The following is a 26,330-nucleotide window of genomic DNA, read 5'->3' as shown; positions in this document are numbered from 1 at the left end:
GCCCCCATCAGCGGAAGAAGTTGTTGTTGTCGATCAACCACAGCTTGCGCCGGCACCAGCCGAGCACCTGCTGCACCTCGGCCGGCCGCTTGCCGGTGTAGTGGCGCGCCGGCGGGGTGAAATCGAAGCGCAGACCGAGGTGGGCCTTCACCGTCTGCAACTCGGCAAGGATCAACTGAGTCATCTCGAAGACGTCCTCGGGGTCCTTGCCGGCCCCCTCGAACTCGCTGAAGTCGGTACGCGGAATGTCGGCCATGCGCTGCAAGCGCTGCACCTCGCCAAGCAGCTGATAACCGATCCGGTAGGCGTCGACCGGGGTGGCGCGCTCCTCCTTGGTGGGGGGGACGGTCTCGTCGGTGATGCGCAGGGCGGCGAGAATGGTGTTGATGTCGGCGTAGATACGCATCGTCTCGCCGAACACCTGTGAGGGAACCAGTTCGTCACCGTTGATGTGATCGATTTGGCGGGAGAGCTCGCGCAGCTTATTGTAGACGTCGATCGGCGCCTTCCCCTCGACTGCCGGAGGGGCCGCCGCCGGCTCGTCGATTCCCAGCCGCACGAGCAGCAGATCCAGTTCGGTCCGCACCCGGCGCAACTGCTCGTAGGTGACCAGAGGTTCCACCTCCAGGCGCGGCTCCAGCGCCCCCGCCGCCGCCGTCGGCATCCCCCGCTGTTCGCGCAGGCGATTGAGCTTGAACAAGAGCTCGTAGCTCAGCTGGGCGGTGTGGCGGGGCTTCAACGGCAGCCGCAACGGAGTCCGCTGCCACTCCTCCTCCGTCACCCCGAGGTGCCGCTCCATCAGCTCCAGCCGCTGGCCGATGACCAGCGCCTCGGCATAGACCCGGGAGGGGGTGACCGCGGCCGGATCCGCCGCGACGGCGGGATGGACGGCAAGCCACGACAGCAACACCAGCGACAGCGGCCGCCAGACGGGGCGATCGCCAATGCCCCTCCCGAATATGGCCATCCTCATTCCATCCCCCCCTTCACGACACCTCTCCGATCAAGCGGTGACTTTGAAAAAGTCCACCAGCTCGCGCAACGTTCCCGCCTGCTCCTCCAACCCCTTGGCATTGGCGGCCATCTGCTCCACCATCGCCGCATTCTGCTGGGTCACCTCGTCCATCTGCATCACCGCCTTGTTCACCTGCTGGATGCCCGAGGACTGTTCGGCGGAGGCCGCCGCGATCTCAGCGACGATGTCCGCCACCTGCTTCACCGCCCCCATCAGCCCGTTGAGCGTCTCCCCTGAACGATCGACCAGACGCGAGCCTTCGTCCACCCGCTCCACCGAATCCTTGATCAGCTCGGAGATCTCCTTCGCCGAATCCGCCGAACGCTGTGCCAGCTTGCGCACCTCGGCGGCCACCACCGCGAAGCCGCGTCCCTGATCGCCGGCCCGCGCCGCCTCCACCGCGGCATTCAGCGCCAGCAGATTGGTCTGAAAGGCGATCTCGTCGACCACCCCGATGATCTCGGCGATCTTCTTGCTCGCCACGTTGATCCCGCTCATCGCGCCGATCGCCTGGTTCACCACCGCGCCGCCGTGCTCCGCCTCCTCCCGCGCGCTGGCCGCCAGCTGATTGGCGCGGTGGGCATTGTCGGCGTTCTGCTTCACCGTCGAGGTCAACTCCTCCATGCTTGAGGCGGTCTCCTCCAGCGAGGAGGCCTGCTCCTCGGTGCGCTGGCTCATGTCGGCGTTGCCCGCCGAGATCTCCCGCGAAGCGTCCTCCACCGAGTGGGAACTTTCGCGCACTTCGAGCACCACCGTGCGCAGCCCCTCGACGGTGTTCTTCAACGCGGCGAGCAGCCGTCCCATCTCGTCGACGCGATCGATCTGGATGTCCAGATCCAGATTTCCCTCGGAGATCTCCCGCGTCACCGCCAACGCCTGCGCCAGCGGGCGGGTCACCGATACGGTAATGACGAAGCCGAACACCGTCGCGAGCAGCGCACCGATCGCCACCGCCACCGCCATCTGGGTGTTGAGCAGGGTCGCCGCCTGTTCCGACTCGGCGGCGGCGTTCGCCATGCTCCCCTTGGCCACGCGCTCGACGCCGTCGAGGAGTTCCAGCATGTGCTCACCGACCTCGTCGGCGGCATGATCGAGCCGGCTCTTCTCAGCCTTGATCGCGGCGATCGAATCCAGCACCTGGAACAACGCGTGAGCGCTCTCGCGCAACTCGCCGCCGACGCTCGCCACGATCGCCTCCAGCACGCCGCGCAGGCTCGCATCGCTCACCCCGGCCACCTCCGCGCCGCCAACCGCACCGCCGCGGAGCAGCACGCCGAGGCGATCACCGAGATCGATCTCCGCCGCGGCATAGCGCTTGCCCATCGCCCCCCGGCGTCCCTCGCCCATCTCCTGGGCATACTCCTCGACGGCGATGCGCATCTTCTCAATCGCCGACTCGGCCAGCACCGCACCGTTCAGCCAACCCGGTTCATCGCTCACCAGCCCCAGCTGACCGGAGATCCGCGCCCGCACCCCGGAGCGAAACCCTTCGAGCCGTCCCATGATCCCGCGATAGGCCGTCTCGAAGCGGCCCATCGCCTGGTCGCGCACGCCCTCCAGACGCAACTGCTCGCCCATTTTCGCGTGCAGGGAGACGATCTTCGGCAGGAACTCGCGGTTGTGAAAGCCGTCCGCCTCCTCCACCACCTTGCGCAACGCCTCGTCCCTGGCGGCGAAGATCTCCCCCTTGGGGGTCTTGGCGCCTTGGAGGATCGCCCCGCCATAGGTATCGAAATCGGCGGCGAAGCCGGCGTGCTCCTTCCACACCGCCTCGAGCTCCGCGGGGTCCCCGACGGCGAGGATCTCCATGATCATCTGCATGTCGCGCGCCACCGCGATCTTCATCTCCTTGGACGCCTCCACCAGCCCCGCGGCGCGGCCGATCTTGCCGGTATTCTCATGCATGTCGCCCACCCCGGCATAGCCGAGGTAGCCGACCACCGCCACCAGCAGCGTGACCAACGCCCCATAGCCGATGATTTTCGTCTTGATGGTCAGACGCTTGAAAATCCCCGCCCAGCCCACGACGCCGGCGTTGATCTTCATCTCCACGTCGTTGAGATGCCCCACCACCTCGCGGGAGAGCGGATCGACCTTGCGGAACTCCTGCTCCGCCTCCGCCATATTGCCGGCGTTGGCAAGCTGGATGACGCGGCGCACCGTCGCGTGCATCTCGGCGTGGGGCTGCTCGATCTCCTTGAATTCCGGCAGGTTGCCGTATTCGGAAATCCCCTCCGCGTAATACCACCTCCCGAGGGAACACTCCTTGTGAGAGACCGCTTGGTCTTCACTGAGCGTGGAACGCCCGTCGAGAAAGGCGCGCAGGACGCTCTTCCACTCCAGGTGTTTCTTGCGCGCAAGGGAAAGGTCGACTTTTGCCATGATAGGTCCCCCTATTTGGTATCGATGACGGCGGCTTGGCAGTCTCTATTGGCAGTCTCTATGTTACGCCCGACAACCCTTTTCCTTGACAAAAAATCCTTATGAAAAACAGCGAATTCATGCTGCGACACGCGTTCTGGCGGGATCGTCAGCGCGCCGCCGGAAGTTCGATCGAACCCAGCGCCTGCCCCATGCGCAGCCCCCCCCCCGCGGCGAGCCTCTCGTCCCACTCCAGGCGATCCCGGCCGAACAGCAGGATCACCGTCGAACCCATGTTGAAGCGCCCCAGCTCCTCCCCTCGCACCAACCGCGGCGCCTCGTCGGCGGGATACCCCCAAGCGCTCACCCGGCTGCCGGCCGGCGGCGTCACTTCCCCCGCCCACACCGTCTCGATGCTGCCGACAAAGATCGCCCCGACCATCACCACCGCCATCGGTCCGGCAGCGGTATCGAACAGCGCCACCACCCGCTCGTTGCGGGCGAACAGTCCCGGTATCACCCGCGTGGTGGCGGGATTGACGCTGAACAGCCGGCCCGGCACATGGACCATCCCGGTAAGCCGGCCGGCCAGAGGCATGTGGATGCGGTGGTAGTCCCGCGGCGACAGGTAGATCGTGGCGAAGGCCCCGTCGCGGAACGGCGCCGCCCGCGCCGGGTCGCCACCGAGCAGCGTGGTGAGGTCGAACCGGCGCCCCTTGGCCTGGAAGATGTCGCCGCCACGGATCGCCCCCAACTGACTGACCGTGCCATCCACCGGCGAGACCACCACCGCCTCCCCACCGGCCAGCGGCCGGGCCCCCTCGCGCAGGGCGCGGGTGAAGAAGGCGTTGAAGTGGGGGTAGGCGAGCGGATCGGGCTGCGCCGCCTCGCTCAAATCGATGCCGAAGCGACGGACGAACCAGCGGGTGAACGGATTCTTGAGGCGCGGACAGCAACAGCGGGTCGCCGCATGCATCATCCGCGAAAGGGGGTGGTGGGGATAGAGGTATTGAGGCAGAGCCTTGAGATAATCGACAAGCACCGGGCCCGCGGGGGCGGAAACATGAGGGTCCATGTAATCCTTGTAATCGTCGTGGCGACAGGCAAAGAGCGCACCATACCCGTGCCCCGGCAGACTGTCAAAACGAAGAGAGGCGCTTGCCGCGCCCCTCCTCGTCAACCCCGTCAGTCGTCCCAGTCGTCGTCGGAGAAAACATCCCGAAGCTGCCGCCTCAACCGCCGCTCCTCCAGGATCTCCTCCAGCGTCCGGCGACTGTTGCGCCGATCGCCACCTTCGCTCTCCTTGCGGGCGAGCGACTCGCTGATCAGGAGGTCGTCGGCCACGAAGTCGCCGCTGTCCGGATCGTCGTCACGAACCATTCCAACCATCTCGAAATCACCTCTCTCAAGGCGGGCCGAAATCGCCGCTGTCGCGGTGAAAATTAGATCAAAAGCGCGCCTTTTTCCACTCTTTTTTTTCGCCCTGGCGGGACGCAAAAAAAGCGTGGGAAAAGGCGCGTATTTATATGAAAAATCAATTGGTAAGAAGAGCGATCGGAGGCGCGGAAATGCGGCGGTGAACGCCCGGTTTGGGCAGATACCAATCGTAGGGCGGATTAGCGACAGCGTAATCCGCCGAGAACGAAGGCACCATCGGCGGAAATCACTCCGGACGGAATGAATCATGCGATGGTTGAAACGCCCATCGGAAGCCGATACAACGCCCCCCGCCCACCCCCCCGTTTCCCGCCCCGCAGAAGCGGCACTCAACGTTCGATTGGCGCATCCATATTGTTGCCCCAATCCGCCCAGGCGCCGGCGTAGCCGCGCAGACGGGGATAACCGAGGGACTTCAGCGCCATGTAGGTGTGGGAGGAACGGTGATGGGTCTGACAGTAGACGATCACCTCCTTGTCGGGCGTCACCCCCGCCCCCTCGAACAGCGCCCGCAGCGTCTCCTCCGGCTTCAGCCGCAGATTGCGGTTGGTGTCCATCGCCTCCATCCAGTCGATGTTGACCGCACCGGGAATGTGACCGCCACGCAGGGCATAACGCACCCGCCCGCGATACTCCTCCGGCGAACGGGCGTCGAGCAGCACCACGTCGGGATCGTGCAACCGCTCCAGGACGTAACCCATGTCGGCCACCCGCTCCTCGCCGTAGACCACCTCCAGCTCACGCACCTCCCTCCCCACCGCGTGTCCATCCATCGGATGCTGTTCGGTGGACCAGGAGGCGATCCCCCCGTTGAGCAGCGAGGCCCGCGAATGGCCGATCACGTCCAGCGTCCACAGCAATCGCCCCGCTTTGCCGCCCCCCTCGTCGTCGTAGGCCACCACCCGACTCTCCGGGGTCAACCCGATCCCCCCCAACACCTCCGCCAACCGTTCCTCAGCGGGCAACTCCCCGGTGGCCGGCTGGATGCCGGAGACCAGTGCCCCATAATCCAGATGGATCGCGCCGGGGATATGGAAACGCGCATAGAGGTCTGCACGGCAGAGGTCGACGATCAACAGCCCCTCCTCCCCGAGGCGGCGTTCCAATGCATCGGGCTCGATGATCAGCGGCAGGTCGGACATGGGATATCCCCTCGGCAGAGAAAATCGATACCGTCTGAATTGGGGCGGCAGGGCTTTAAGGCAAGTCGTACGTCCCGCCACCGCACCGGACATGGTTAGGGTCACAGCAGGCGGGAGACAGCAGCACGCCTTGCGAAGGGTGCTTGTTGCCATAGACATGACCGAAGAATTACCGGGATTACAACTGCGCTTCCCTCTTCGTGACGTTCAAGCGCCCGCTCCAACTCCATGCCGTAGCAAAAATTCGAGTTAATAAAATCAATACTGACTAACAACAGAATGATATCCGTTCAGTGGATCATTCCGCCGATCGAAAGCGCCTTGCGGCATCACAATTCATGCACTACGGTGAAAGCCACATGAACAGACACCAAGCAGCCGCGCCATGATGTCCACGCTCCAGATCCGAAATCTCCCGGAGGATGTCTACCAAGCCCTCTCCCTGCGTGCCGAGCGGGAGCACCGCAGTCTCGCCCAGCAGGCCATCGTCGAACTGAGAAAGATTCCGGAGTTGGAGTCTCGCGCGCGCCGCCTGCGCACTCTGGAAAAAATCCGTGGGGAGATTGAAGAAGTTGGGGCACGGGGTCCGAGTCGCTCCCCGGAGGAGCTGATCCGGGAAGATCGCGAGCGATGAGCGTCCGTCTTGTCCTTGACGCATCGGCGGCCATCCATGTCGTCATGCGCACGCCACAGGCGGCCCAACTCGCGACTCTCCTCGCCGGTTCGGCCACGGTGGTCGCCCCTACCCTCTATTGCAGCGAGTGCGCGAACACGCTGGGGAAGTACGTCGCCCACGCCGAGCTGCCGAAACCGCTTGCCCTGGAGCGCCTTGAGGAGGCACTCAGCTTGGTGGACCACCTGGAGGCGGATCAGGGCCTCGCCAGCGAGGCCCTGGCTGCTGCGGCGGCCGTCAACCATCCGGCCTATGACCTCTTTTATCTCGTCCTGGCCCGAAGGTACGGCGCAACGCTGGCCACTCGAGACAAGCGGTTGGAGAAGGCGGGACGGTCGCTTGGAATCGAGGTCGTCTACCCGGAATAGGCGTGTTCGTGCGGCAAGCAGTTCCGTTTGATACGGCGCCCGCGGGGCGCCCTATGAGACACGGTATCTCGGCAGATACTCCTGCTTTCGTCTCCTTCGTGCCCTTCGTGTCGAAAATTCTTCTACCTCGGCGAGCGGCACAACGCCGTTTCACTACCGTGCAAAATGGTCAACCATTAGCACCCCCTGATATACTCCCCACCCTGCCCATCCCAAGCCCGGAGTAAACCCCATGAAAACCTTCAACAAACTGGTCGAGGAGTGCCTCAAGGAGGGGGTCAACGAGCTTTTCCCTTGGGATTTGACCGAGTTCCTGGAGGCCCACCCCGAGACCCTGCTGGTGGACATCCGCGAGCCCTACGAATACAACGCCATGCACATGGCCGGGGCGATCAACGTCCCCCGCGGCATCCTCGAGAGCGCCTGCGAGTTCAACTACGAGGAGACCGTGCCGGCGCTCGCCGACGCCCGCGACCAACCGGTGGTGCTGCTCTGCCGCTCCGGCAACCGCACCGTGCTCGCCGCCTCGGTGATGCAGCGCATGGGCTACCGCCAGGTCTACTCCCTGAAGACCGGCCTGCGTGGCTGGAACGACTTCGAACAACCCCTGGTGGACCACCACGGTCAGGCCGTCGATATCGATACCGCCGACGACTACTTCACCACCCACCTGCGTCCCGAGCAGGCCCGCTGAGCGGGGCGGCGAGGCCTCCCCGCCGCCCGCCACCCATCGGCCGACCGCCGCCATCGGTCGGCACTCATCCCTCCCTCGGCGACGACGCCAAATCCCACCGGTCCACGCATTTCCCTGCCGAAATCCAGATCTATCCACACCGCCAGGAAGAATCGAGCGGACGGAGTCGGGACGCCGTCCCACCACACCCTTCCATCCCGCCCTACCGGCCATCCCCCGTTTCCGCTCCACCCATCCGCCAACCGCTACACCTCTCCCCATAAGAGGTATACTTTGCATTACTAAGGATTTTCCTTAGTCATGACAAGGCTAATCCTGTGCGTTTAACGGCATATCGCTTATGCCGCAGACCACCTCAACCCGCATGGAACAGTAGAGACGAGACCATGATCCCGAACCGCGGCCACCGGGGCTTCACCCTCATCGAACTGCTGATCGTCACTGCCATCATCGGCATCCTCGCCTCCATCGGCTACCCCGCGTACCGGGATAGCGTGCGCAAGGCCCACCGCTCCGATGCCCAGCAGTTGATGGTGATGATCGCCAACCGCGAGGAGCAGTACATCCTCGATGCCCGCAGCTACAGCGCCGATCCCACCGTCCTCGGCATCGCCAAGGACCAGTGGGAGTGCACCGGTGACGACCCCGCTCGCTGTTTCAACGACTACTACACCGTCACCATCACCGTCGACAACGCCGCCACCCCGCCCACCTGGTCGGTGAGCGCGGTGGCCGCCGGCAGCCAGGCGGTGGACGGCGACCTCTCCTTCAACAGCACCGGGGCGAAGACCCACGGCAGCGAAGACCACTGGTAGGAGGCACCCCGCCATGTTGCAGCACCGCTCCCCCAACACCCCGCCCCGCCTCGCCCACCGCGCCGGCTTCACCCTGGTCGAGCTGATCGCCGCGGTGGCGATCATCGCCATCACCCTCTCCTTCGCCGTCCCGGCAGGGCGCAACATGGTGATCAACCAGCGGCTGAAGAGCGCCGCCTCCGACCTCCATTTCAGCCTCATCTTCGCCCGTAGCGAGGCGATCAAGCGCCACGCGGTGGTCACCGTCAGCGCCGCCTCCGGCGGCTGGGAGAACGGGTGGACGATCACCGACGACAACGGCAACACGCTGCGTTCCCACGAGGGCTTCGAGGGCGTCGCCGACAACGACGCAGCCGCCTTCGCCGCCACCCGCGCCGACCAGCTGGCCCCGACGAGCGTCGCCTTCAGCGGCAGCGGACGGCTCAGCGGTTCGGCCAACGAGGTGCAGTTCTTCCCAGCCAGCAGCGTGGTCACCACCCCCGCCATGCGCTGCGTCGCGGTGAGCCTGAGTGGTCACCCACGCACCGAGGTCGACGCCGACCACGACAGCAGCAACGGATGCAACGGATGACCCTTCCCGCCGCCAGCCTGGCGCACCGGCGAGGCGTACCCCGCCAACCCGGCTTCACCGTGGTCGAGATCCTGGTCGCCCTGGTGATCACCATCGCCGGCCTGCTCGGCATCGCCGCCCTGCAGACCCAGCTCCACGTCTCCGAGCTGGAGTCGCTGCAGCGGGCCCAGGCGCTGACCCTGCTCACCGACATCACCGACCGGCTCAACGCCAACCGCGCCACCGCCTCGTGCTTCGCCATCACCACCGACGACACCACCGGCACCCCCTACCTGGGCACGCTCGGCGCCGGTCACCTCAGCACCCCCACCTGCGCGGTCAGCAACAGCGCCAACAACGCCCAGGCGGTGGCCACCCTCAACGCCGTCGACGCCCTGCTGCGGGGCGCCGCGGCGACCAGCGCCGCCGACGCCGAGATCGGCGCGATGATCGGCGCGCGGGCCTGCATCAGCTACGACCCTGCCACCGTGGTGAGCGGCCAGGCCGGCACCGGCCTCTATACCATCACCGTCAGCTGGCAGGGGATGAGCGACACCTTCGCCCCAGCCGTCAGTTGCGCCAACGGCCTCTACGGCGCCGAGACCAAGCGGCGCGCGGTCTCCACTACCGTGCGCCTCGCCACCCTGTGAACGGATCGATGAACGGACACCCCCGCCATCCCGCCGGCTTCACCCTCACCGAGATCCTGGTCGCCCTGGCCATCGGTTCACTGGTGCTGCTCGGCATCACTTCGCTATTCGTCAACTCCAGCGACTCCAACCGCAAGCTGAGCCTCGCCGGCGAGCTGATCGAGAACGGCCGCTTCGCCCTCGACCTGCTGTTCGACGACGTCCGCCACGCCGGCTTCTATGGCCCGCTCTCCAACGCCCTGCCGACCCCGGGAAGCCTGCCCGACCCCTGCGACGCCTCCGCGCCGGCGCCATCCAGAACGCACTCTCCCTCTACATCCAGGGCTACCGCGCGCCGAACCTGAGCAGCCGCCCCGATCTCACCAGCACCAGCTGCGCCTCCACCCTGCTCCCCCCAAGCAACCTGAAGCCGGGCTCCGACATCCTGGTGGTGCGCCGCGTCGACACCGGTGGCCTCAATCCGCGGACCTTCGGCTTCGACGTGCAGAACGAGATCAACACCAACGGCCCCAGTTACGCCGAGATCAACGGCTGGGCCAAACGCCACCTGCGCACCGACGCCTTTGCGGTGGACGACACCGGCAGCTACCACGCGGTCAACCCGGTCGCCGGACTCGTCTACATGCAGCTCTTGCCGAGCGGTGCCTTCACCGTGCGCACCGCCACCCAGGACGTGGAGATGGCCACCTTCACCAACCTCATGGTCACCACCCCGGCCTCCGTCGACCCGTCGACCCAGACGTGGACCCAGGTGGACAACAACACTTCCCCGGGCAGCAGTGACCCGGGCGAGAGCCGCCGGGTGATCATCAACATCTACTTCATCGCCCCGTGCAGCCAGGGCAGCGGCGTCAACGACATCTGCGTCGACGGCGACGACGACATCCCGACCCTCAAGCGGCTCTTCCTCACCCGCAGCACCTCGATCGCCGAAGGCGCCGATCCGCTCCCTACCTTCGAGCTGGAGCGGCTCGCCGAGGGGGTGGAGTACATGAAGGTGGAGTACGGGCTCGACACCGTCCCCCCCGGTCCCACCCCCCACTCGCTGACCGGATTCATCGGCGACGGGGTGCCCGACCGCTACCTGCCCAACGCCTCCAGCGCCGCGCTGCCGACCCTCACCCAGTGGCAGGACGTGGTCGCCGCGCGCCTCTACCTGCTGGTCCGCTCGGCGGCGCAGATCGTCGACCACACCGACAGCACCACCTTCACCCTCGGCACCTACAGCGCCGACAACGACACCGTCGTCCCCCGGGCCGACCAGGATGGCGACCCCTCCAACGACCACTACAAGCGCCAGCTGTTCACCTCGGAGGTGCGTCTCAACAACGTGGCGGGACGGCGCGAGCGACCGGCGGGGACCGAGTGACATGAACCACCACCAGCGTGCGCGAAACGACCACATTCCCGCCCGGCAAGCCGCGCAGCGCGGCGCCGTGCTGATCTTCAGCCTGATCCTGCTGCTGATGATGACCACCTTCGTCGTCTCCTCGGTCAACATCTCCAACCTCGGGCTGATCGTGGTCAAGAACGCCCAGGTCGAACAGCAGTTGGAGGCGGCCGCCCAGCAGAACATCGAAGAGGCGATCAGCCTCCCCGGCACCTTCAATTCGCCCAGCGACCCGGCCCAGGTCACCGTCGACGGCTATCTGGTCGATCGCGCCCGGCCACGCTGTCTGCTCCGACAGACCGCCGCCGGCTACAGCGCCACCATCGAACTCGCCCCCGAAGACAACCTGTGGGAGATCGTGGTCGCCGCCGAGGATCCGGCCAGCGGCGCCACCGTCGCCCTCCACCAGGGGGTGAAGATCCGCCAACTGCAAGGCCATTGCGATTGACCGCACCCGCGCCGCCCGGCGAACCCACCCCGGCGAGGCGCAGTAGACCGAATACGCAGGAGAGCCCCATGAAACCGAACCGCCTCACCCGTCGCCTGCTGCTCGCCGCCACCCTGCTGCTCGCCGTCCTGCCGGCGATGGCCGCCTTCGACCCGGTCAACGACGACACCGACATCTTCCTGGCCAATCCGAACCTCGCCTCCGACCGGCCCAACATCCTGATCCTGCTCGACAACACCGCCAACTGGAGCCGCAACGTCGCCGGCCAGAAGATCTTCGTCAACGAGAAGTCGGCGCTGATCGACGTCATCGCCGGCCTCACCGACCAGTTCAACCTCGGCGTCATGATGTACCCCGAGACCGGCGCGGGGAATGACAACATCGACGGCGGCTACGTGCGCTTCGCCGTGCGCCAGATGAACACCGTCAACAAAAACGTCCTCTCCTCGGTGGTCGACGGCTTCGACATCCTCGGCGACAAGGGCAACAACAACACCGTCGCCCTGATGATGATGGAGGCCTACCTCTACTACGCCGGCAAGCCCTCCCACGCCAGCTACGGCAAGGAGAAGACCGACTTCGCGGACAACCCGAACAATCCCGCCTCCTCCAGTAGCCTCGGCGGCTACGCCCTGGAGTCGAGCCCCACCAGCGCCTCGCTGTTCAACTCGCCGATCGTCAACGCCTGCCAGAAGAACTTCGTCATCATCATCAGCAACGGCCAGGCCAACGAAAACGCCGCCTCCCTCGCCGATTCGGAGAGCATGCTCGGCACCCTCACCGGCACCTCCCCGCCCAACCTCATCGCCATCGACCCCAACGGCCAGCAGGGCAACTGGGCCGACGAGTGGGCCCGCTACATGGCCCAGAACGACGTCAACGACGCGGTCAACGGCGAGCAGAACGTCTACACCTACGTGGTCGAGGTGGACCCGGTCACCACCGGCCAGGGTCCCGACATGACCGAGCTAATGAAGAGCACCGCCGCCAACGGCGACGGCAAGTACTTCGCCGTGACCAGCCAGAACGGCGGCCAGTCCATCGTCACCGCGCTGAACCAGATCTTCCAGGAGATCCAGGCGGTCAACAGCGTCTTCGCCGCCACCACCCTGCCGGTCTCGGTCAACGTCCGCGGCACCAACCTCAACCAGGTCTACATCGGCGTATTCCGCCCCGACGCCACCAAATCCCCGCGCTGGTACGGCAACCTCAAGTGCTACAAGCTCGACTACCAGAACGACGAGCTGCTGATGGTCGACGCCAACGGGCAGCCGGCGCAAAACGAGTTCAGCGGCTTCGTCAACCCCGGCTCGCCCAGCTTCTGGACCACCTCGTCGAGCTTCTGGGATTTTCGCACCGCCGAGGAGAACGGCCCCGGTGGCGCCTCCGACCTGCCCGACGGCGATCTGGTGGAAAAGGGCGGCGTCGCCCAGATGCTGCGGCTCGACTTCGCCGCCAGCCACACCGCGCGCAAGCTCTACACCTGCACCGACTACAACACCACCACCGGCAACACCGCCGACCCCTGCGACAGCGGCGACCCGCTCTCCGACTACCTCTTCACCACCGACAACGGCGACATCGACGCCCTCTCCCTCGGCCTCGGCAGCAAGGAGGTATCGATCCTCAGCGCCGAAGAGACGCAGCCGATCACCCGGCTCTCCGATCTCAACCCGGTGGAGTCGCTGACCACCGCCGGCAGCGGCGTGGCCGTCACCGAGCTGCTCACGGCGCTCACCGACAGCAGCAGCGTGCTCACCCTCAACGCCACCGCGACCCTCGACCTGACCGCCCTCGACAACCACTGGAGCAGTCAGGCGGTAACCCTCGACTACGTCGGCAACGACAAGCGCCACGGTATCGCCACCGCCGTCGCCGGCACCCTGGGCGTCGTCAACGGCCAGTCGGTGACCATCAGCGGCGCCAGCGACGCCGACTTCAACAGCACCTTCGTGGTCTACAACGCCACCGACACCAGCTTCGAATTCAGCACCTCCGCCGGCCACAACCTGGCCCATGGCGACGGCGGCACGGCGATTACCAGCAGCGCCTCGGTCACCGCCACCACCGACGGCGACCACGGCTTCAGCGACGGCCAGAGCGTCACCATCGCCGGCGTCACCCCCAGCGCCTTCAACGGCAACTGGACGATCACCGCCGCCAGCGGCAACCACTTCCGCTTCAACACCGTCTCCGCCCTCGGCCAGGCCGACGTCACCAGCGCCACGGTGCGCGGCGGCACCGCCACCGCCACCGCCACCCTGCCCGGCGGCCACGGCCTCAGCGGCACCACCGTCACCATCACCGGCGCCACCCCGAGCGACTACAACGGCACCAAGACCGTTACCTGGATCGACGCCAACCACTTCACCTACAGCGTGCCCGCCGGCCTCGCCGCCGCCACCGGCACCATCAGCGCCGCCACCGGCACCCCGTGGGCGCGGGCGCTGGCCCCCGGCCACGGCCTGGCGACCGGCAACCTGGCGACCATCACCGGCGCCAACCCCACCGAATACAACGGCACCTTCGAGGTCCGCTTGGTCATCGGCGACTACTTCTGGTACAACGCCGGCAGCGCGCTGAGCGACAACACCTCCGGCACGGTGAAGGTGGCCGGCGGCACCTCCAACACCGCCACCGCCACCCTCCCCGGCCACGGCTTCGGCAGCCCCGGCGACGTGGTCAGCGTGGAGATCGCCGGCGCCACCCCGAGCGACTACAACGGCACCCACGACGTCACCATCGTCGACGCCGACAGCTTCCAGTACACCCTGGCCACCGCCCCGGTGGCCGCCTCCGGCGAGCTCACCGCCCGCCTCACCACCCCCACCGCGGTGGCCTACCTGCCGGCCCACGGCTACACCAGCGGCGAGACGGTGGAGATCCGTGGCGCCGACCCCGACGGTTTTAACGGTAGTTACACCGTTACCACGATCGACGCCGACCACTTCACCTACCCGCTCACCGCCACCCTCAACGCGGTCTCCGGCGGCAGCCCGACCGCGGTGCAGCCCGGCACCACCGCCCGCGCCCGGGCAGTCAACCACGGCTTCGCCAACGGCGACTCGGTGACCATCAGCAACGCCACTCCGAGCGGTTTCAACGGCACCCACTCGGTCACCCGGGTGGACAGCGACAACTTCACCTACAGCCTGGGTGCGGCCGCCGGCATCGCCGCCGGCACGAACAGTCAGCCGATCGTCGCCGAACTCTCCGGCGGCGGCGGCGGTAGCGCCGCGGAGGTGGCCTCACTGGTCAACTGGGTACGCAGCGAGGACAACGCCGAGGACGAGAACGGCAACGGCAGCGCCACCGACGTGCGCGCCTCGGTCCACGGCGACGTGCTCCACGCCCGCCCCGCGGTGGTCAACTACAACCGTTTCGAAGACGACAACGACGTCTACGTCTTCTTATGGCGCCAACGACGGCATCTTCCACGCGGTCAAGGGGGGCTTCGACAGCCAGATCGGCGACCCCCTGCCGGGCCACGAGGTGTGGGGCTTCATCCCCGAGGAGTTCTTCGACCGCCTGCAGCGGCTGCGCGACGACGAGCCGCTGATCAGCTCCACCAGCAAGAAGCCCTACTTCGCCGACGGCTCCATCGGCATCTATGTCTACGATGCCAACAACGACGGCAAGCTGGTCGCCGCCGACGGCGACAAGGTCTACCTCTATATCTCGATGCGCCGCGGCGGGCGCTTCATCTACGCCCTCGACGCCAGCGACCCGGAGGAGCCGAAGATCCTCTGGAAGCGCAGCAACCGGGACACCGGCCTCGGCGAACTGGGCCAGACCTGGTCGGTGCCCAAGGTGGTCACCAACCTGCGCTACCCCGACCCGGCCAATCCCACCCCGGTACTCTTCTTCGGCGGCGGCTACGACCCACTCGTGGAGGACCGCCCCCCCGCCGACGCCAGCGACACCGGACGCTCCATGGGGCGCGCCATCTTCGCCCTCAACGCCCTCACCGGCGACCTGATCTGGTCGGCCGACCACAGCACGGTCAACGGCATGGACTACGCCATCCCCAGCGACGTCACCGTGATCCGCAGCCGCGACAACAGCGCCTACACCGACCGTCTCTACGTGGGCGACACCGGCGGCAACGTCTGGCGCGTCGACGTCGGCAACGCCGACCCCGCCAACTGGGCGGTGAGCCTGCTCGCCACCGTCCGCGGCGACGCCCCCGGCGGACTGCGCAAGTTCCTCTATCCGCCGGACGTGGTCTACGACGAACACGGCTTCGATGCGGTGCTGATCGGCAGCGGCGACCGCGAACACCCGTTCGACACCAGCGTGGTCAACCGGATGTACATGTTCAAGGACACCGCCATCACCGAGACCGCCTTCGACAACGGCGAGCGCATCCAGTCGGTGATTCTCGAGAGCGACCTGATCGACGCCACCAACAACTGCATCCAGGAGTGCTCCAGTGACACCCAGACCGCGGCGGTGAACGACCTGGCGAGCCACGCCGGGTGGTACGTCACCCTGGGCGAGGGAGAGAAGGTAGTGAGCAACGCGGTCACCCTCAACCGGGTCACCTTCTTCAACACCAACCAACCGGGCGCCGCGGTGGCCGACTCCGGCCTCTGCGTCAGCGACCTCGGCATCGCCCGCCAGTACCAGGTCTACTACGACGACGCCACCTCGGTGCGCGGAGAGAGCGCCACCACCCGTGCGGAGATCCACCCCGGCGGCGGCTACCTCCCCTCGCCGGTGCCGGTGGTGGTGCAGATCGACGGCGAGATCCACGAAGCGGTGATCTCCGGCGTGCGCGTCGACGAACCGCCGGGCACCTCGCTGAACCGCCGCCTGCGCCGCTTCTGGTACAAGGAGATGCCGTAGTCGCGCCCCCCGGGGGCCCTGCAAGGCGGGCGCCGTGTCAAACAGATCTGCCACCGATGCGGACATCCTTCGGAGCAGCCGGGTGTGCCGACGATAGGCGGCACACCGGTCGGAGAGGGCAGTGCGCCTCGTACCTTGACACACCCTTCGGTCGCCGCGCCTTCTCCGCCCCCCTCCACTCTCCCGGTCCCTCCAGCTAAGGAATATCCTTATCTATCAAGAGAAAAAACCCCATCGCCCCCAAGCCAAATTCTCGCTACCGTCTCCTACCGTCCAAGCAGCCCGTCCGCTCATCGGAGATTCTCTCCCTGCCCATCAATCCTGCATTAAAGTAGGCAGCAGGAGAACCGATTGACCCGAATCCCAACCATGAACCGAATCGCCCGCGGCTTCACCCTCATCGAACTGGTGGTCACCCTGGCCCTGGTGGCAATGATCGCCGCCTTCGGCGTGCCGATGTTCGAGCGGCTGATCGTCAACAACCGGCTCACCGCCCAGGCCAACGACTTCCTCTCCACCCTGCTCTTCGCCCGCACCGAGGCGGTCAAGCGCGGCGTGACCATCACCGTGTGCAAGAGCGGTGACGGCGCCAGTTGCACCACCAACGGCGGCTGGGATCAGGGCTGGATCGCCTTCACCGACAGCAACGGGCTCGCCAACGCGGTGGTGGACAGCAACGAAACCATCGTGCGCACCGGTAACGCGCTGCCCACGGTCTACTCCCTGACCGGCACCACCAACGTCCAGAACTCCATCTCCTACCTCCCCACCGGTCGCACCCAGACCGTCGGCGGGAACACCCAGAACGGCACCCTCACCCTCAGCCACAATCTGCTCTCCAACTTCCAGCGGCAGATTACCCTCAGCCGCACCGGCCGCGCCGAGGTACGCAGCCAATGAGCCGCCGCCCCGCCAACCGCTCCCGCGGTTTCACCCTGCTCGAGGTGCTGGTGGCACTGCTGGTCCTCTCGGTGGGACTGCTCGGTTTGGCCAACCTGCAGATCCTCGGCCTGCGCTCCACCCAAGGGGCGTTCCTGCGCTCCCAGGCGACCCTGCTCGCCGAGGAGCTGGCGGAGAAGATGCGGGCCACAGTCAACGACAGCACCGCCTTCGTCGATGCCAACAGCAACGGCGACAACGACACCGACGATGCCTACTCGGTCGCCAGCCCCTACGCCAATGCCACCAGCGGCAACGCCGACAGCTGGAACGTCAACTGCGCCGTCCCCCCCGCGCCCTTCTGCAGCGACCGCGTCGGTCTTCCCGCCGGCACCTGCACCCCGGTGCAGATGGCGCAGTTCGATTTCTACATCCTGAGCTGCGGCTTCGGCGGCAACGGCGGAGTCAGCGCGATCCCCAACGGTCGCGCCTACGTCTCGTGCAACGACGCCGACGCCGCCGCCATTCCGGCCAACCCGGCGGCCAACCTGTGCAACATCGATCCCCCGGCACCCGGGCAAGCGGACGGCATCTGCACCGACGGCTCCAACCAGACCATCATCATCTGCTGGAGCGAAATCGACCCCACCACCGGCCGCAACAGCACGGCCGCCGTACAGTACACGGTCGTCCCATGAGTCGTTCCATCAGCAGCCGCCACACCCTCGCCCGATCCGGCTTCGGCCTGGTGGAGCTGCTGGTCGCCCTGGCGGTCAGCGCACTGCTCATCGCCGGCGTGCTGGAGATCTTCCTCGGCACGCGCCAGTCCTACCGCCTGGTCTCCGCCCAGTCCCAGGTCCAGGAGAGCGGTCGCTTCGCCGCCGCCTTCCTAAACCGCGACCTGCGCGTCACCGGCTACCCGTTCAACGATCCGTACCTGGCGCCACAGGCCATCTACACCGTCGGCGCACTGACCGCCGACGGCGGCGGCAACGCCAGCGACACGGTGACGGTGATGTACCAGACCAACCCGCTGGGCCCCGCGACCACCCTCATCCCGACCACCGACTGCCTGGGCAACAGCACCGATTACAACGGTGACGGCAATGCCGACTATCCGCCGTCCGGCTACATTCCCCCAGGCGGGGGGGTCTACGCCGGCAACCCCTTCTACGCCAAGAACCGCTACCTGGTGCTGCCCAGCGGCAATCTGGCCTGCATCCCCTACGACGTCTCCGACAACCCCCAATTCGAAGGGAGCTGCACCCTCTCCGCGCTCACCGCGAATCCGATCACCGTCGCCGACTGCGAAGAGCACATCCTGGTCGGCGGCATCGACAACATGCAGATCCTCTACGGCGTCGATACCGATATCGATCTCACCGCCCTGCGTCCCAGCACCGCGCCCTTCGACGGCGTCGCCGACCTCTACCAGAATGCCACCGCAGTGACTACCGCGGGCGACTGGTCGAAGGTGGTCAGCCTGCGCATCGAGCTGCTGGTCAATTCCGGCGACAGCGACGGCCTCGACACCAACGACACCACCACCACCTACACCCTGCTCGACGCCCCGGCGATCGGCCCGTTCAACGACCGGCTGAGCCGCAGCATCTTCTCCACCACCGTGATCCTGCGTAATCGCTCCCCCATCGCGAGGTAACGCACATGCTTCACTGTGACACACCGACCACCGGCATTCCGCGCCGCCCGCCGCCCCCTTGGAAACCCTCGCGCGGGGAACGCGGCGCGGCACTGATCATCTCCCTGATCATCCTGCTGGTGCTCACCGTCATGGGCGTGAGCGGCATCCGCAACGCCACCCTCGGGGAGAGCATGGCCTTCAACGCCCAGGCGAAGTCGATCACCTTCCAGGCCTCCGAGACCGCCCTCGACGGGGCGATCGTCAACCAGAACGCGCTCCTCGGCCAAGCCCTCGGCAACGGCGTGATCGGCACCAACGCCACCGCCGACTACTCCGCCCTGGTCACCCCGCCGGGACAGGCGCAGACGGTCACCGCCGGTGTCGTCGCCACCTACACCGGACGGTCCATCGGCTTTGGCTTCGACTACGGCACGCCGATGAACAATTTCACCGTCCGCGGGACGGCCAACCTGGCGTCGGCCTCCGCTCAATCGATCCACCTGCTGGGCGTCCAGCGGCAGGCCGCAGGAACCAATTGAATCAACGCGGGGCCCCAGCGCCCCGGACGAGGTGTGTCATGGACCAACTGAAGAAACTCTCCCTCGCCATCTGCGCCGCACTGCTCGCCATGCCTCCGGCCCTGCAGGCGGAAGACTCCGAGATCTTCTTTGGCGGCGCCACCTCCGGCGAGGAGGTGATCCGCCCCAACGTGCTGTTCATCATGGACACCTCGGGGAGCATGGGCACCACCGTCAGCGGCACCGGCAAGAGCCGCATGGAGAACATGAAGGAGGCGCTGCACACCATCCTCGACTCCACCAGCAGCATCAACGTCGGTCTGATGCGCTTCCACAGCCGCGACGGCAGCAACACCGACGGCGGTCCGATCCTCTTCCCGGTGGCCAACATAGACGGCGACGCCTGCGACTACGAGGAGTGCACCGAAAACGGCACCGGCGGCGAGGTACTCTCGCAGATCAACGCCTCCGCGGACGACGCCGAGCAGTTCACCGCCGACAACGCGGTGAGCCTCGACAGCGGCCACCTGGAGCTGATCGACGACCCCAGCCTGGCAACCGGCGAGGAGACCATCGAGCGCTACGTGCTGGAGGAGACCGACGACGCCGAGGCCGACCCCAACCGCATCTACAGCATCGACGACGACGACCTGGACGTCGGCAACTACACGGTACTGTTCCGCTTCCCCAACGTCGACATCCCGGCCGATGCCCCGATCAGCGCCGCCGAGATCGAATTGTCCACCTACGGCAGCCACAGCGGCAGCGCCCCCAACGCCAACATCCGCGTCGAGCTGCCCAGCGACGGCAATGCCGATCCGTTCTACAGCAACGAGTACATCTCCAGCCGCACCTGGTGGAGCACCAGCGTGTTGTGGGATCCGATTCCGGTGCTCGCCGCGGGCATCCGGGTACAGACCCCCGACCTCTCCACCCTGGTGGAGGAGGCGGTGAAGTCCTCCAACCACTGGAGCGCCGGCAACGCCCTGGCCTTCCATTTTTCCGACAACAACAACGGCTACCAGGAGATGGCGAGCTACCGGGTCTCCACCGCGTCCATGTGGGACGACCCCGCCGTCTGCCCGCTGCTGCGCGTCACCTATGGCGCCGGCAGCGGCCTCGCCGACACCCGCCAGCAGGTCGGCCTGCGCTTCACCGACGTCGGCGTCCCCCAGGGCGCCAAGGTTACCGGCGCGCACCTCGAATTCACCGCCTCCTCCAGCACCAGCGGCGCCTACAACCTGACCGTCCGGGGCGAGGCCAGCGACGACGCCCAGACCTATACCGACACCGCCAACGACATCGGCGCGCGCACCGGCACCGGCGCCACGGTGAGCTGGAACAACGTCGAGGAGTGGACCGCCGGCAACAGCTACCAGAGCCCCGACCTCAGCACCATCGTCCAGGAGATCGTCAACCGCTCCACCTGGTGCGGCGGCAACGCCATGGCCTTCACCGTCAGCGGCCTCGACAACCTCAACCGACGCATCGCCCACTCCTTCGACGGCGCCCCAGAGCTGGCACCGATCCTGCGCGTCACCTACGACCAGCCCGACGGCGGCTACGCCCCCGGCGAGGGCTGTATCAAGCAGACCCTGGTGAGCCAGATCACCACCGGCAACGACGACGCCGAGGAGAACGTCTCCAGCGGCTCGGTAGGCCTCGGCAGTAGCGACCTGGAGCTGGTCCACGACGGCTCCACCGAACAGGTGGTCGGCCTGCTCTTCCAGGCCCTGCCCATCCCCCAGGGAGCCTCGATTCTGGAATCCGACGTGACCTTCGAGATCGACGAGCAGAAGAGCGGCAACCTGAGCCTGCTCATCTCCGCCGAGAACAGCGACAGCGCCAACGCCTTCAGCACCTCGAGCCACGACCTGAGCAACCGTACACGCACCAGCGCCAACGTCACCTGGACCAACCCCGACGCCGCCGCGGTGAACGCCACCATCACCACCCCCGACCTCTCCGCGGTGATCGGCGAGGTGATCGCCCGCCCCGGCTGGAACACCGGCAACAATCTGGCGCTGCTCATCGAGCAGGGATCCGGCACCGACACCCGCACCGTCGAGTCGTTCAACGGCGAGGCCGGCGCTGCCGCCAAGCTGCGGGTGCGCTACCAGTGGAACATGGGCGACCAGACCGGGCCCGCCTACACAGTGAAGCAGGCGCTCAAGCGTCAGGTCGACGACTTCGTCGCCAACGGCAACACGCCGATCGTCGAGACCCTCTACGAGGCGGCCCGCTACTTCCGCGGCGAGGATGTCTACTTCGGCAAGACCCGCGGCTTCGGCCCCACCATCGACTCCGGCGAGAGCGGCTCCTCGGCCGAGCACAGCCGCCTCAGCCACCCCGCCTCCTACACCGGCGGCAGCGGCGTGGTGCGCCCCGCCGGCTGCACCACCGACAACCCCAGCAGCAGCGACTGCCGCACCGAGTTCATCGACGGCACCCCCACCTACAAGAGCCCCATCAGCAAGAGCTGCCAGGCCAACTACATCGTCCTGCTCTCCGACGGCGAACCCAACGCGATGGACGAGGCGACCGTCATCGAGTCGACCCTAGGCCACGCGTGTAGCGGCAGCAGCGGCGCCAAGTGCGGCGTCGACCTCGCCGGCTTCCTGTACAACCAGGACCAGCGCGACGACCTCCAGGACACCCAACGGGTCCGCACCTATACCATCGGCTTCAACATCTCCGGCGCCACCTTCCTGCAGGACCTCGCCACCGCCGGCGGCGGCACCGGCGCGGGCACCGATGACAGCGGCTTCTACGAGGCGCAGAATGCCGAGGACCTGGCCGCCGTCTTCCACGAGATCTTCGGTCAGATCCTGGAGAAGAACACCACCTACACCGCTCCGGCGGTGTCGGTGAACTCCTTCAACCGCCTGACCCACCGCGACGAACTCTACTTCGCGCTGTTCCGCCCGTCGGGCGACGCCAAGTGGGTCGGCAACATCAAGCGCTACAAACTGGGCGGCACCAGCGACGACCCGCAAATCGTCGACGTCTCCAACCAGAACGCCATCGACAGCAATACCGGCTTCTTCCGGGCCGGCGCCACCAGCTGGTGGAGCCAGTCGCCGGACGGCGACAACGTCGGCCGCGGCGGCGCCGCCGAGCAGTTGGGCACCAACCGCCACATCTACACCTACACCAGCGCCGCGGCACCCAGCAACGTCAACCTCACCACCTATCCCCTCAGCGAGAACAACGCCGCCATCACCAAGACCCTGCTCGACATCGCCGACCAGGACGACGCCTACCGCACCAACCTGCTCAAGTGGGCCCGCGGCCTCGACGTCCTCGACATCGACGGCGACCAGAACACAACCGAATCGCGGCAACAGATGGGTGACCCGCTGCACAGCAAGCCACGCCTGATCACCTATGGCGGCACCGAAGCAAACCCCGACATCACCCTCTACGTCACCACCAACGAGGGCTACCTCCACGCCATCAACGTCGAGACCGGCCAGGAGCTCTTCTCCTTCGTGCCCAAGGAGCTGCTCGCCAACCTCGACACCTTCTACACCAACCCCGGCGGCGACCACATCTACGGCCTCGACGGCCCGGTCTCCACCTGGTACCTCGACGCCAACCACAATGGGCGCATCGTCGATGACGCCGACAATGTCGAGAGCGGCGATCACGTCTACCTCTATTTCGGTATGCGCCGCGGAGGGCGCAACTACTACGCTCTCGACGTCAGCAACCGCGCCGCACCGCTCCTCAAGTGGATGATCCAGGGCGGCAGCGGCGACTTCACCGAACTGGGCCAGAGCTGGTCGCAGCCGAAGATCGGCGAGGTCATGCTCAACGGCGTGACCAAACAGGTGCTGATCTTCGGTGGCGGCTACGATACCAACCAGGACAGCAACACCCTGCCCGAGGACGATGCCATCGGCCGCGCCGTCTACATGGTCGATGCCGAGACCGGACAACGCCTGTGGTGGGCCGGCCCCAGCGGCAGCGGCGCCGATCTCGAGCTGAGCGAACTGACTAGCGCCGTGCCCAGCGACATCACCGCCGTCGATCTCGATCTCGACGGCTACCTCGATCGTCTCTATTTCGGCGACATGCGCGCACGCATCTGGCGCGTCGACTTCGACAACACCGGCAATACCGGTGCGGGCAACCTCGCCACCGGCGGCGTATTCGCCTCCCTCGGCGGCTCCACCGCCGCCGACAACCGCCGCTTCTACTACCCGGTCAACGCCGCGCCGATCAACGATGCCGGCCACTACTTCATCTCCCTGGCCATCGGCTCCGGCTACCGCTCCCACCCCCTCGACCAAGCGATCCACGACCGCTTCTACATGGTTCGCGACGAGCAGATTGGAAAAGGGCCCAAGACCTGGCTCGGCTACACCCCGATCACCGAGGCCGACCTCTACGACGCCACCGACGACGTCATCACCAACGGCACCACGGCACAACGTGAAGCGGCGATCAACAGTCTCGACGCCGCCGCCGGCTGGAAGATCGAGCTGCGCAAGAGCAACGGCACCTACGAGGGAGAGAAGGTGGTCTCCGCCTCCACCACCTTCGCCGACGTCATCCTGTTCAACACCTTCAAGCCCACCCGCGACGTGACCGACAGCTGTCTCGCCGACGTCGGCACCGCCACCTCCTATGCGGTCAGCGCAATCAGCGGCTCCGCCTACTTCAACCGCGACGACGACCCGAACACCCTGGAGCGCGCCAAGATACTTGACTACCCCGGACTTCCCCCGGAGCCGGTGCCGGTGCTCACCGAGAACGGCGTGGTCATCGTCATCGGCCCCAAGACACCGAAAGACCTCAATTTCGCCCCCCCCACTGCCCAAAAACTCTTCTGGCGCGAGATCCAGTAACCCCAACGAGGAGAGAACCGATGCCCCCCCACCGCCCGCAGCGCCGACCGACCCGCCACCGGCACCTCGCCGGCTTCACCCTGATCGAGCTGATGATCGCGGTGATGGTCGTCGGCATCCTCGGCGCCATCGCCTACCCCGCCTATCTCGACAGCGCGCGCAAGAGCCGCCGCGCCGACGCAAAGACAGCGCTGACCAGCGTGGCCAACGCCCTGGAGCGCTTCCGCGCCAACAACAACGGCAGCTATACCGGTGCCACCATCGTCGCCGTCTACGGCCAGGCCAACAGCACCCAGGGCTACTACACCCTCTCCTTCGCCGACTCCGACGGTGACAACAGTACCGCCGACGAACCCAACACCGATCGATACCTCCTGGCGGCCACCGCCACCGGCACTCAGGCCGAAGACACCGACTGCGAGACGCTGCTGCTGGGGCAGGACGGCGCGCAGTCGGCGCTGGACGCCAACGGCAATCCCGTCTCCGCCAACGTCCGCTGTTGGTAGCCGGCCCACGCATCCTAAAGGAGCCCCCCGCCATGAAGCGTCCCTCTCTTCCCCTCCGGACCCTCGCAGGCCTCCTGGTGGGCCTCCTCTCGGTCGGCGCCAGCGCCGATTTGGACCCCCGCCTGCGCGGCTGCTACGACACCTTCCTCCAGTGCATCGACGCAATCCCCGAACAGGGCAGCGACGGACGCTACCCGGTCGCCCGGGAAAAACGCTGCGAGCTCGCCTACCGGAACTGCAAGATCCAGCTCGGCTTCCCCGCCGACGCCGGTCTGCCACGACCGCAGAACGACACCCGACTGCCCGACTACGACTGACCGGCGGCAAACCGGCGACCGGCGGCCGCGCGCAGTCGCCACCCCAAACTACACTTCGGAACAGGGATGGAACCCGATAGACCGCAGGAGCAGCCGTCGTGGCCAGGGAAGGCCGCCTCTCCTTTTTCAGGTCAAAGGTGAAGGGCAATAGGTCAAAGGGAGGATCGGTCGTGCCAATCCCCCTCTTCACTCCCCCTCCCGGCCGATGAGACGTTGATGAACGGGTGAAGTCGACCGAGATCCCTTTGAGCTATTGCCTTTGACCCGAAAAAAAACCCGAAGGATCGCTCCCCCGGGCCCTTCAGCTTCCGAACACGATAGCTCAGCCGTTCAGACCCAGCACATCCTGCATGTCGTAGAGGCCGCTCTCCCGCCCCATGATCCAGGCGGCGGCCCGCGCCGCGCCCTTGGCGAAGGTCATCCGCGAACTGGCCTTGTGGGTGATCTCCACCCGCTCGCCGAGCCCGGCGAACATCACCGTATGCTCACCGACGATGTCACCGGCGCGGATCGTCTCGAAGCCGATGGTGGCCCGCTCCCGCTCCCCGGTCTGCCCCTCGCGACCGTAGACCGCGCACGCCTTGAGATCCCGCCCGAGGGCCTCGGCCACCACCTCGCCCATGCGCAGGGCGGTCCCCGACGGGGCGTCCAGCTTGTGACGGTGGTGGGCCTCGATGATCTCGATGTCCACCTCATCACCGAGCACCCGGGCGGCCATGTCGAGCAGTTTCAGACAGAGGTTGACGCCGACGCTCATGTTGGGAGCGAAGACGATGCCGATCTCCCCCGCCGCATCCGTCAACAGCGCCTTCTGCTCGTCGTTGAAGCCGGTGGTGCCGATCACCATGCGTTTGCCGTGGGCGCGGCAGACCGCCAGATGGGCGAGGGTCGCCGCCGGTCCGGTGAAGTCGATCACCACGTCGAAGTCGTCCACCACGGTCGCCAGGTCGTCGACCAGCGCCACGCCGAGGACGCCGACCCCGGCCAGCTCGCCCACGTCGCTCCCCAGCAGCGAGGAACCGGCCCGCTCGGTGGCCGCGCTCACCGCCATCCCCTCAACGGCGCTCACCGCCTCCACCAGCACCCGCCCCATGCGCCCACCGGCGCCCACGATCGCAACTCGCGTCATCAGTTACAGCCTCATCGAAAATGGATTTCACGCAGAGCGCGCAGAGTAGCGCAGAGGGCGCGGAGATGAAAACTTCGATCCCCGCCCCCGCCTCC

The 26,330-nt window shown here is 66.5% G+C and carries 23 protein-coding genes; 17 read left to right on the top strand and 6 right to left on the bottom strand.

Features of this window, described 5'->3' with window-relative positions:
* Nucleotides 1-7 precede the first annotated feature (7 nt).
* The 5 genes from ACYQ2W_RS08640 to ACYQ2W_RS08620 form a co-directional block, all read right to left on the bottom strand.
* On the bottom strand, nt 8-967 hold the full coding sequence (locus ACYQ2W_RS08640) for a hypothetical protein (RefSeq protein WP_459865312.1): 960 nt from the start codon (nt 965-967) through the stop codon (nt 8-10).
* Nucleotides 968-1,003: 36 nt separating this feature from the next.
* Entirely contained in the window at nt 1,004-3,397 is a 2,394-nt protein-coding gene (locus ACYQ2W_RS08635) for a methyl-accepting chemotaxis protein (protein ID WP_459865310.1), read from the bottom strand.
* A 148-nt stretch (nt 3,398-3,545) separates the two neighbouring features.
* Entirely contained in the window at nt 3,546-4,451 is a 906-nt protein-coding gene (gene asd / locus ACYQ2W_RS08630) for an archaetidylserine decarboxylase (RefSeq protein ID WP_459865308.1), read from the bottom strand.
* A gap of 110 nt (nt 4,452-4,561) precedes the next feature.
* Nucleotides 4,562-4,765 (bottom strand): PA3496 family putative envelope integrity protein, encoded by a 204-nt coding sequence (locus tag ACYQ2W_RS08625; protein WP_459865306.1) that lies wholly within the window; start codon nt 4,763-4,765, stop codon nt 4,562-4,564.
* Between the two features lie 377 nt (nt 4,766-5,142).
* Complete coding sequence (locus tag ACYQ2W_RS08620) at nt 5,143-5,955, bottom strand: sulfurtransferase (protein WP_459865304.1); 813 nt, start codon at nt 5,953-5,955, stop codon at nt 5,143-5,145.
* A 385-nt stretch (nt 5,956-6,340) separates the two neighbouring features.
* Between ACYQ2W_RS08620 and ACYQ2W_RS08615 the strand changes: the two genes are divergently transcribed.
* The 17 genes from ACYQ2W_RS08615 (at nt 6,341) to ACYQ2W_RS08535 (ending at nt 25,106) form a co-directional block, all read left to right on the top strand.
* On the top strand, nt 6,341-6,589 hold the full coding sequence (locus ACYQ2W_RS08615) for a FitA-like ribbon-helix-helix domain-containing protein (RefSeq protein WP_459865302.1): 249 nt from the start codon (nt 6,341-6,343) through the stop codon (nt 6,587-6,589).
* Entirely contained in the window at nt 6,586-6,996 is a 411-nt protein-coding gene (locus ACYQ2W_RS08610; protein ID WP_459865300.1) for a type II toxin-antitoxin system VapC family toxin, read from the top strand. Before ACYQ2W_RS08615 ends, ACYQ2W_RS08610 begins: the two co-directional genes overlap by 4 nt.
* A gap of 232 nt (nt 6,997-7,228) precedes the next feature.
* On the top strand, nt 7,229-7,690 hold the full coding sequence (locus tag ACYQ2W_RS08605; protein WP_459865298.1) for a rhodanese-like domain-containing protein: 462 nt from the start codon (nt 7,229-7,231) through the stop codon (nt 7,688-7,690).
* A 386-nt stretch (nt 7,691-8,076) separates the two neighbouring features.
* Nucleotides 8,077-8,505 carry a type IV pilin protein gene (locus ACYQ2W_RS08600; protein WP_459865296.1) on the top strand — a complete coding sequence of 143 codons (429 nt, stop codon included), beginning with the start codon at nt 8,077-8,079 and terminating at the stop codon, nt 8,503-8,505.
* A 13-nt stretch (nt 8,506-8,518) separates the two neighbouring features.
* Nucleotides 8,519-9,076, top strand: a complete 558-nt coding sequence (locus ACYQ2W_RS08595) for a GspH/FimT family pseudopilin (RefSeq protein WP_459865294.1) — start codon at nt 8,519-8,521, stop codon at nt 9,074-9,076.
* Entirely contained in the window at nt 9,073-9,705 is a 633-nt protein-coding gene (pilV, locus tag ACYQ2W_RS08590; RefSeq protein WP_459865292.1) for a type IV pilus modification protein PilV, read from the top strand. Before ACYQ2W_RS08595 ends, pilV (ACYQ2W_RS08590) begins: the two co-directional genes overlap by 4 nt.
* Before the next feature lie 8 nt (nt 9,706-9,713).
* Entirely contained in the window at nt 9,714-10,049 is a 336-nt protein-coding gene (locus ACYQ2W_RS08585; protein ID WP_459865290.1) for a PilW family protein, read from the top strand.
* An 83-nt stretch (nt 10,050-10,132) separates the two neighbouring features.
* Entirely contained in the window at nt 10,133-11,074 is a 942-nt protein-coding gene (locus ACYQ2W_RS08580) for a PilW family protein (RefSeq protein WP_459865288.1), read from the top strand.
* Between the two features lies 1 nt (nt 11,075).
* On the top strand, nt 11,076-11,543 hold the full coding sequence (locus tag ACYQ2W_RS08575) for a pilus assembly PilX family protein (protein ID WP_459865286.1): 468 nt from the start codon (nt 11,076-11,078) through the stop codon (nt 11,541-11,543).
* Between the two features lie 68 nt (nt 11,544-11,611).
* Nucleotides 11,612-15,979, top strand: coding sequence for a hypothetical protein (locus tag ACYQ2W_RS08570; protein ID WP_459865284.1), 4,368 nt, complete (start codon nt 11,612-11,614; stop codon nt 15,977-15,979).
* 781 nt (nt 15,980-16,760) lie between these two features.
* The gene (locus tag ACYQ2W_RS08565; protein ID WP_459865282.1) at nt 16,761-17,291 is read left to right on the top strand and encodes a GspH/FimT family pseudopilin; all 531 of its coding nucleotides are present in this window, start codon (nt 16,761-16,763) and stop codon (nt 17,289-17,291) included.
* Nucleotides 17,288-17,968 carry a type IV pilus modification protein PilV gene (gene pilV / locus ACYQ2W_RS08560; protein WP_459865280.1) on the top strand — a complete coding sequence of 227 codons (681 nt, stop codon included), beginning with the start codon at nt 17,288-17,290 and terminating at the stop codon, nt 17,966-17,968. The genes ACYQ2W_RS08565 and pilV (ACYQ2W_RS08560) overlap by 4 nt, the downstream gene beginning before the upstream one ends.
* A complete protein-coding gene (locus ACYQ2W_RS08555) occupies nt 17,965-18,930 on the top strand; it encodes a PilW family protein (protein ID WP_459865278.1) in 966 nt (321 codons plus the stop codon). The genes pilV (ACYQ2W_RS08560) and ACYQ2W_RS08555 overlap by 4 nt, the downstream gene beginning before the upstream one ends.
* Nucleotides 18,931-18,935: 5 nt before the next feature.
* On the top strand, nt 18,936-19,451 hold the full coding sequence (locus ACYQ2W_RS08550) for a PilX N-terminal domain-containing pilus assembly protein (protein WP_459865276.1): 516 nt from the start codon (nt 18,936-18,938) through the stop codon (nt 19,449-19,451).
* 38 nt (nt 19,452-19,489) lie between these two features.
* Nucleotides 19,490-24,283 (top strand): PilC/PilY family type IV pilus protein, encoded by a 4,794-nt coding sequence (locus ACYQ2W_RS08545; RefSeq protein WP_459865274.1) that lies wholly within the window; start codon nt 19,490-19,492, stop codon nt 24,281-24,283.
* Nucleotides 24,284-24,303: 20 nt separating this feature from the next.
* Nucleotides 24,304-24,789 carry a type IV pilin protein gene (locus ACYQ2W_RS08540; RefSeq protein ID WP_459865272.1) on the top strand — a complete coding sequence of 162 codons (486 nt, stop codon included), beginning with the start codon at nt 24,304-24,306 and terminating at the stop codon, nt 24,787-24,789.
* A gap of 32 nt (nt 24,790-24,821) precedes the next feature.
* Nucleotides 24,822-25,106: a hypothetical protein gene (locus ACYQ2W_RS08535; protein ID WP_459865270.1), complete on the top strand. Its 285-nt coding sequence runs from the start codon at nt 24,822-24,824 to the stop codon at nt 25,104-25,106.
* A gap of 322 nt (nt 25,107-25,428) precedes the next feature.
* Here the strand turns inward: ACYQ2W_RS08535 and dapB are convergent, their stop codons facing one another.
* Complete coding sequence (gene dapB / locus ACYQ2W_RS08530; protein ID WP_459865268.1) at nt 25,429-26,235, bottom strand: 4-hydroxy-tetrahydrodipicolinate reductase; 807 nt, start codon at nt 26,233-26,235, stop codon at nt 25,429-25,431.
* Nucleotides 26,236-26,330 lie beyond the last annotated feature (95 nt).

It is taken from the genome of Endothiovibrio diazotrophicus, assembly GCF_054657215.1.
The sequence above is the reverse complement of the archived record's forward strand: the minus strand, read 5'-3'. Positions and strand labels throughout refer to the sequence as shown.

Excerpts from the sequence above, each read along its gene's own strand:
- ACYQ2W_RS08640 (WP_459865312.1), bottom strand. The coding sequence starts at position 967 with ATGGCCATATTCGGGAGGGGCATTGGCGATCGCCCCGTCTGGCGGCCG.
- ACYQ2W_RS08635 (WP_459865310.1), bottom strand. The coding sequence starts at position 3,397 with ATGGCAAAAGTCGACCTTTCCCTTGCGCGCAAGAAACACCTGGAGTGG.
- asd (WP_459865308.1), bottom strand. The coding sequence starts at position 4,451 with ATGGACCCTCATGTTTCCGCCCCCGCGGGCCCGGTGCTTGTCGATTAT.
- ACYQ2W_RS08625 (WP_459865306.1), bottom strand. The coding sequence starts at position 4,765 with ATGGTTGGAATGGTTCGTGACGACGATCCGGACAGCGGCGACTTCGTG.
- ACYQ2W_RS08620 (WP_459865304.1), bottom strand. The coding sequence starts at position 5,955 with ATGTCCGACCTGCCGCTGATCATCGAGCCCGATGCATTGGAACGCCGC.
- ACYQ2W_RS08615 (WP_459865302.1), top strand. The coding sequence starts at position 6,341 with ATGATGTCCACGCTCCAGATCCGAAATCTCCCGGAGGATGTCTACCAA.
- ACYQ2W_RS08610 (WP_459865300.1), top strand. The coding sequence starts at position 6,586 with ATGAGCGTCCGTCTTGTCCTTGACGCATCGGCGGCCATCCATGTCGTC.
- ACYQ2W_RS08605 (WP_459865298.1), top strand. The coding sequence starts at position 7,229 with ATGAAAACCTTCAACAAACTGGTCGAGGAGTGCCTCAAGGAGGGGGTC.
- ACYQ2W_RS08600 (WP_459865296.1), top strand. The coding sequence starts at position 8,077 with ATGATCCCGAACCGCGGCCACCGGGGCTTCACCCTCATCGAACTGCTG.
- ACYQ2W_RS08595 (WP_459865294.1), top strand. The coding sequence starts at position 8,519 with ATGTTGCAGCACCGCTCCCCCAACACCCCGCCCCGCCTCGCCCACCGC.
- pilV (WP_459865292.1), top strand. The coding sequence starts at position 9,073 with ATGACCCTTCCCGCCGCCAGCCTGGCGCACCGGCGAGGCGTACCCCGC.
- ACYQ2W_RS08585 (WP_459865290.1), top strand. The coding sequence starts at position 9,714 with ATGAACGGACACCCCCGCCATCCCGCCGGCTTCACCCTCACCGAGATC.
- ACYQ2W_RS08575 (WP_459865286.1), top strand. The coding sequence starts at position 11,076 with ATGAACCACCACCAGCGTGCGCGAAACGACCACATTCCCGCCCGGCAA.
- ACYQ2W_RS08570 (WP_459865284.1), top strand. The coding sequence starts at position 11,612 with ATGAAACCGAACCGCCTCACCCGTCGCCTGCTGCTCGCCGCCACCCTG.
- ACYQ2W_RS08565 (WP_459865282.1), top strand. The coding sequence starts at position 16,761 with ATGAACCGAATCGCCCGCGGCTTCACCCTCATCGAACTGGTGGTCACC.
- pilV (WP_459865280.1), top strand. The coding sequence starts at position 17,288 with ATGAGCCGCCGCCCCGCCAACCGCTCCCGCGGTTTCACCCTGCTCGAG.
- ACYQ2W_RS08555 (WP_459865278.1), top strand. The coding sequence starts at position 17,965 with ATGAGTCGTTCCATCAGCAGCCGCCACACCCTCGCCCGATCCGGCTTC.
- ACYQ2W_RS08550 (WP_459865276.1), top strand. The coding sequence starts at position 18,936 with ATGCTTCACTGTGACACACCGACCACCGGCATTCCGCGCCGCCCGCCG.
- ACYQ2W_RS08545 (WP_459865274.1), top strand. The coding sequence starts at position 19,490 with ATGGACCAACTGAAGAAACTCTCCCTCGCCATCTGCGCCGCACTGCTC.
- ACYQ2W_RS08540 (WP_459865272.1), top strand. The coding sequence starts at position 24,304 with ATGCCCCCCCACCGCCCGCAGCGCCGACCGACCCGCCACCGGCACCTC.
- ACYQ2W_RS08535 (WP_459865270.1), top strand. The coding sequence starts at position 24,822 with ATGAAGCGTCCCTCTCTTCCCCTCCGGACCCTCGCAGGCCTCCTGGTG.
- dapB (WP_459865268.1), bottom strand. The coding sequence starts at position 26,235 with ATGACGCGAGTTGCGATCGTGGGCGCCGGTGGGCGCATGGGGCGGGTG.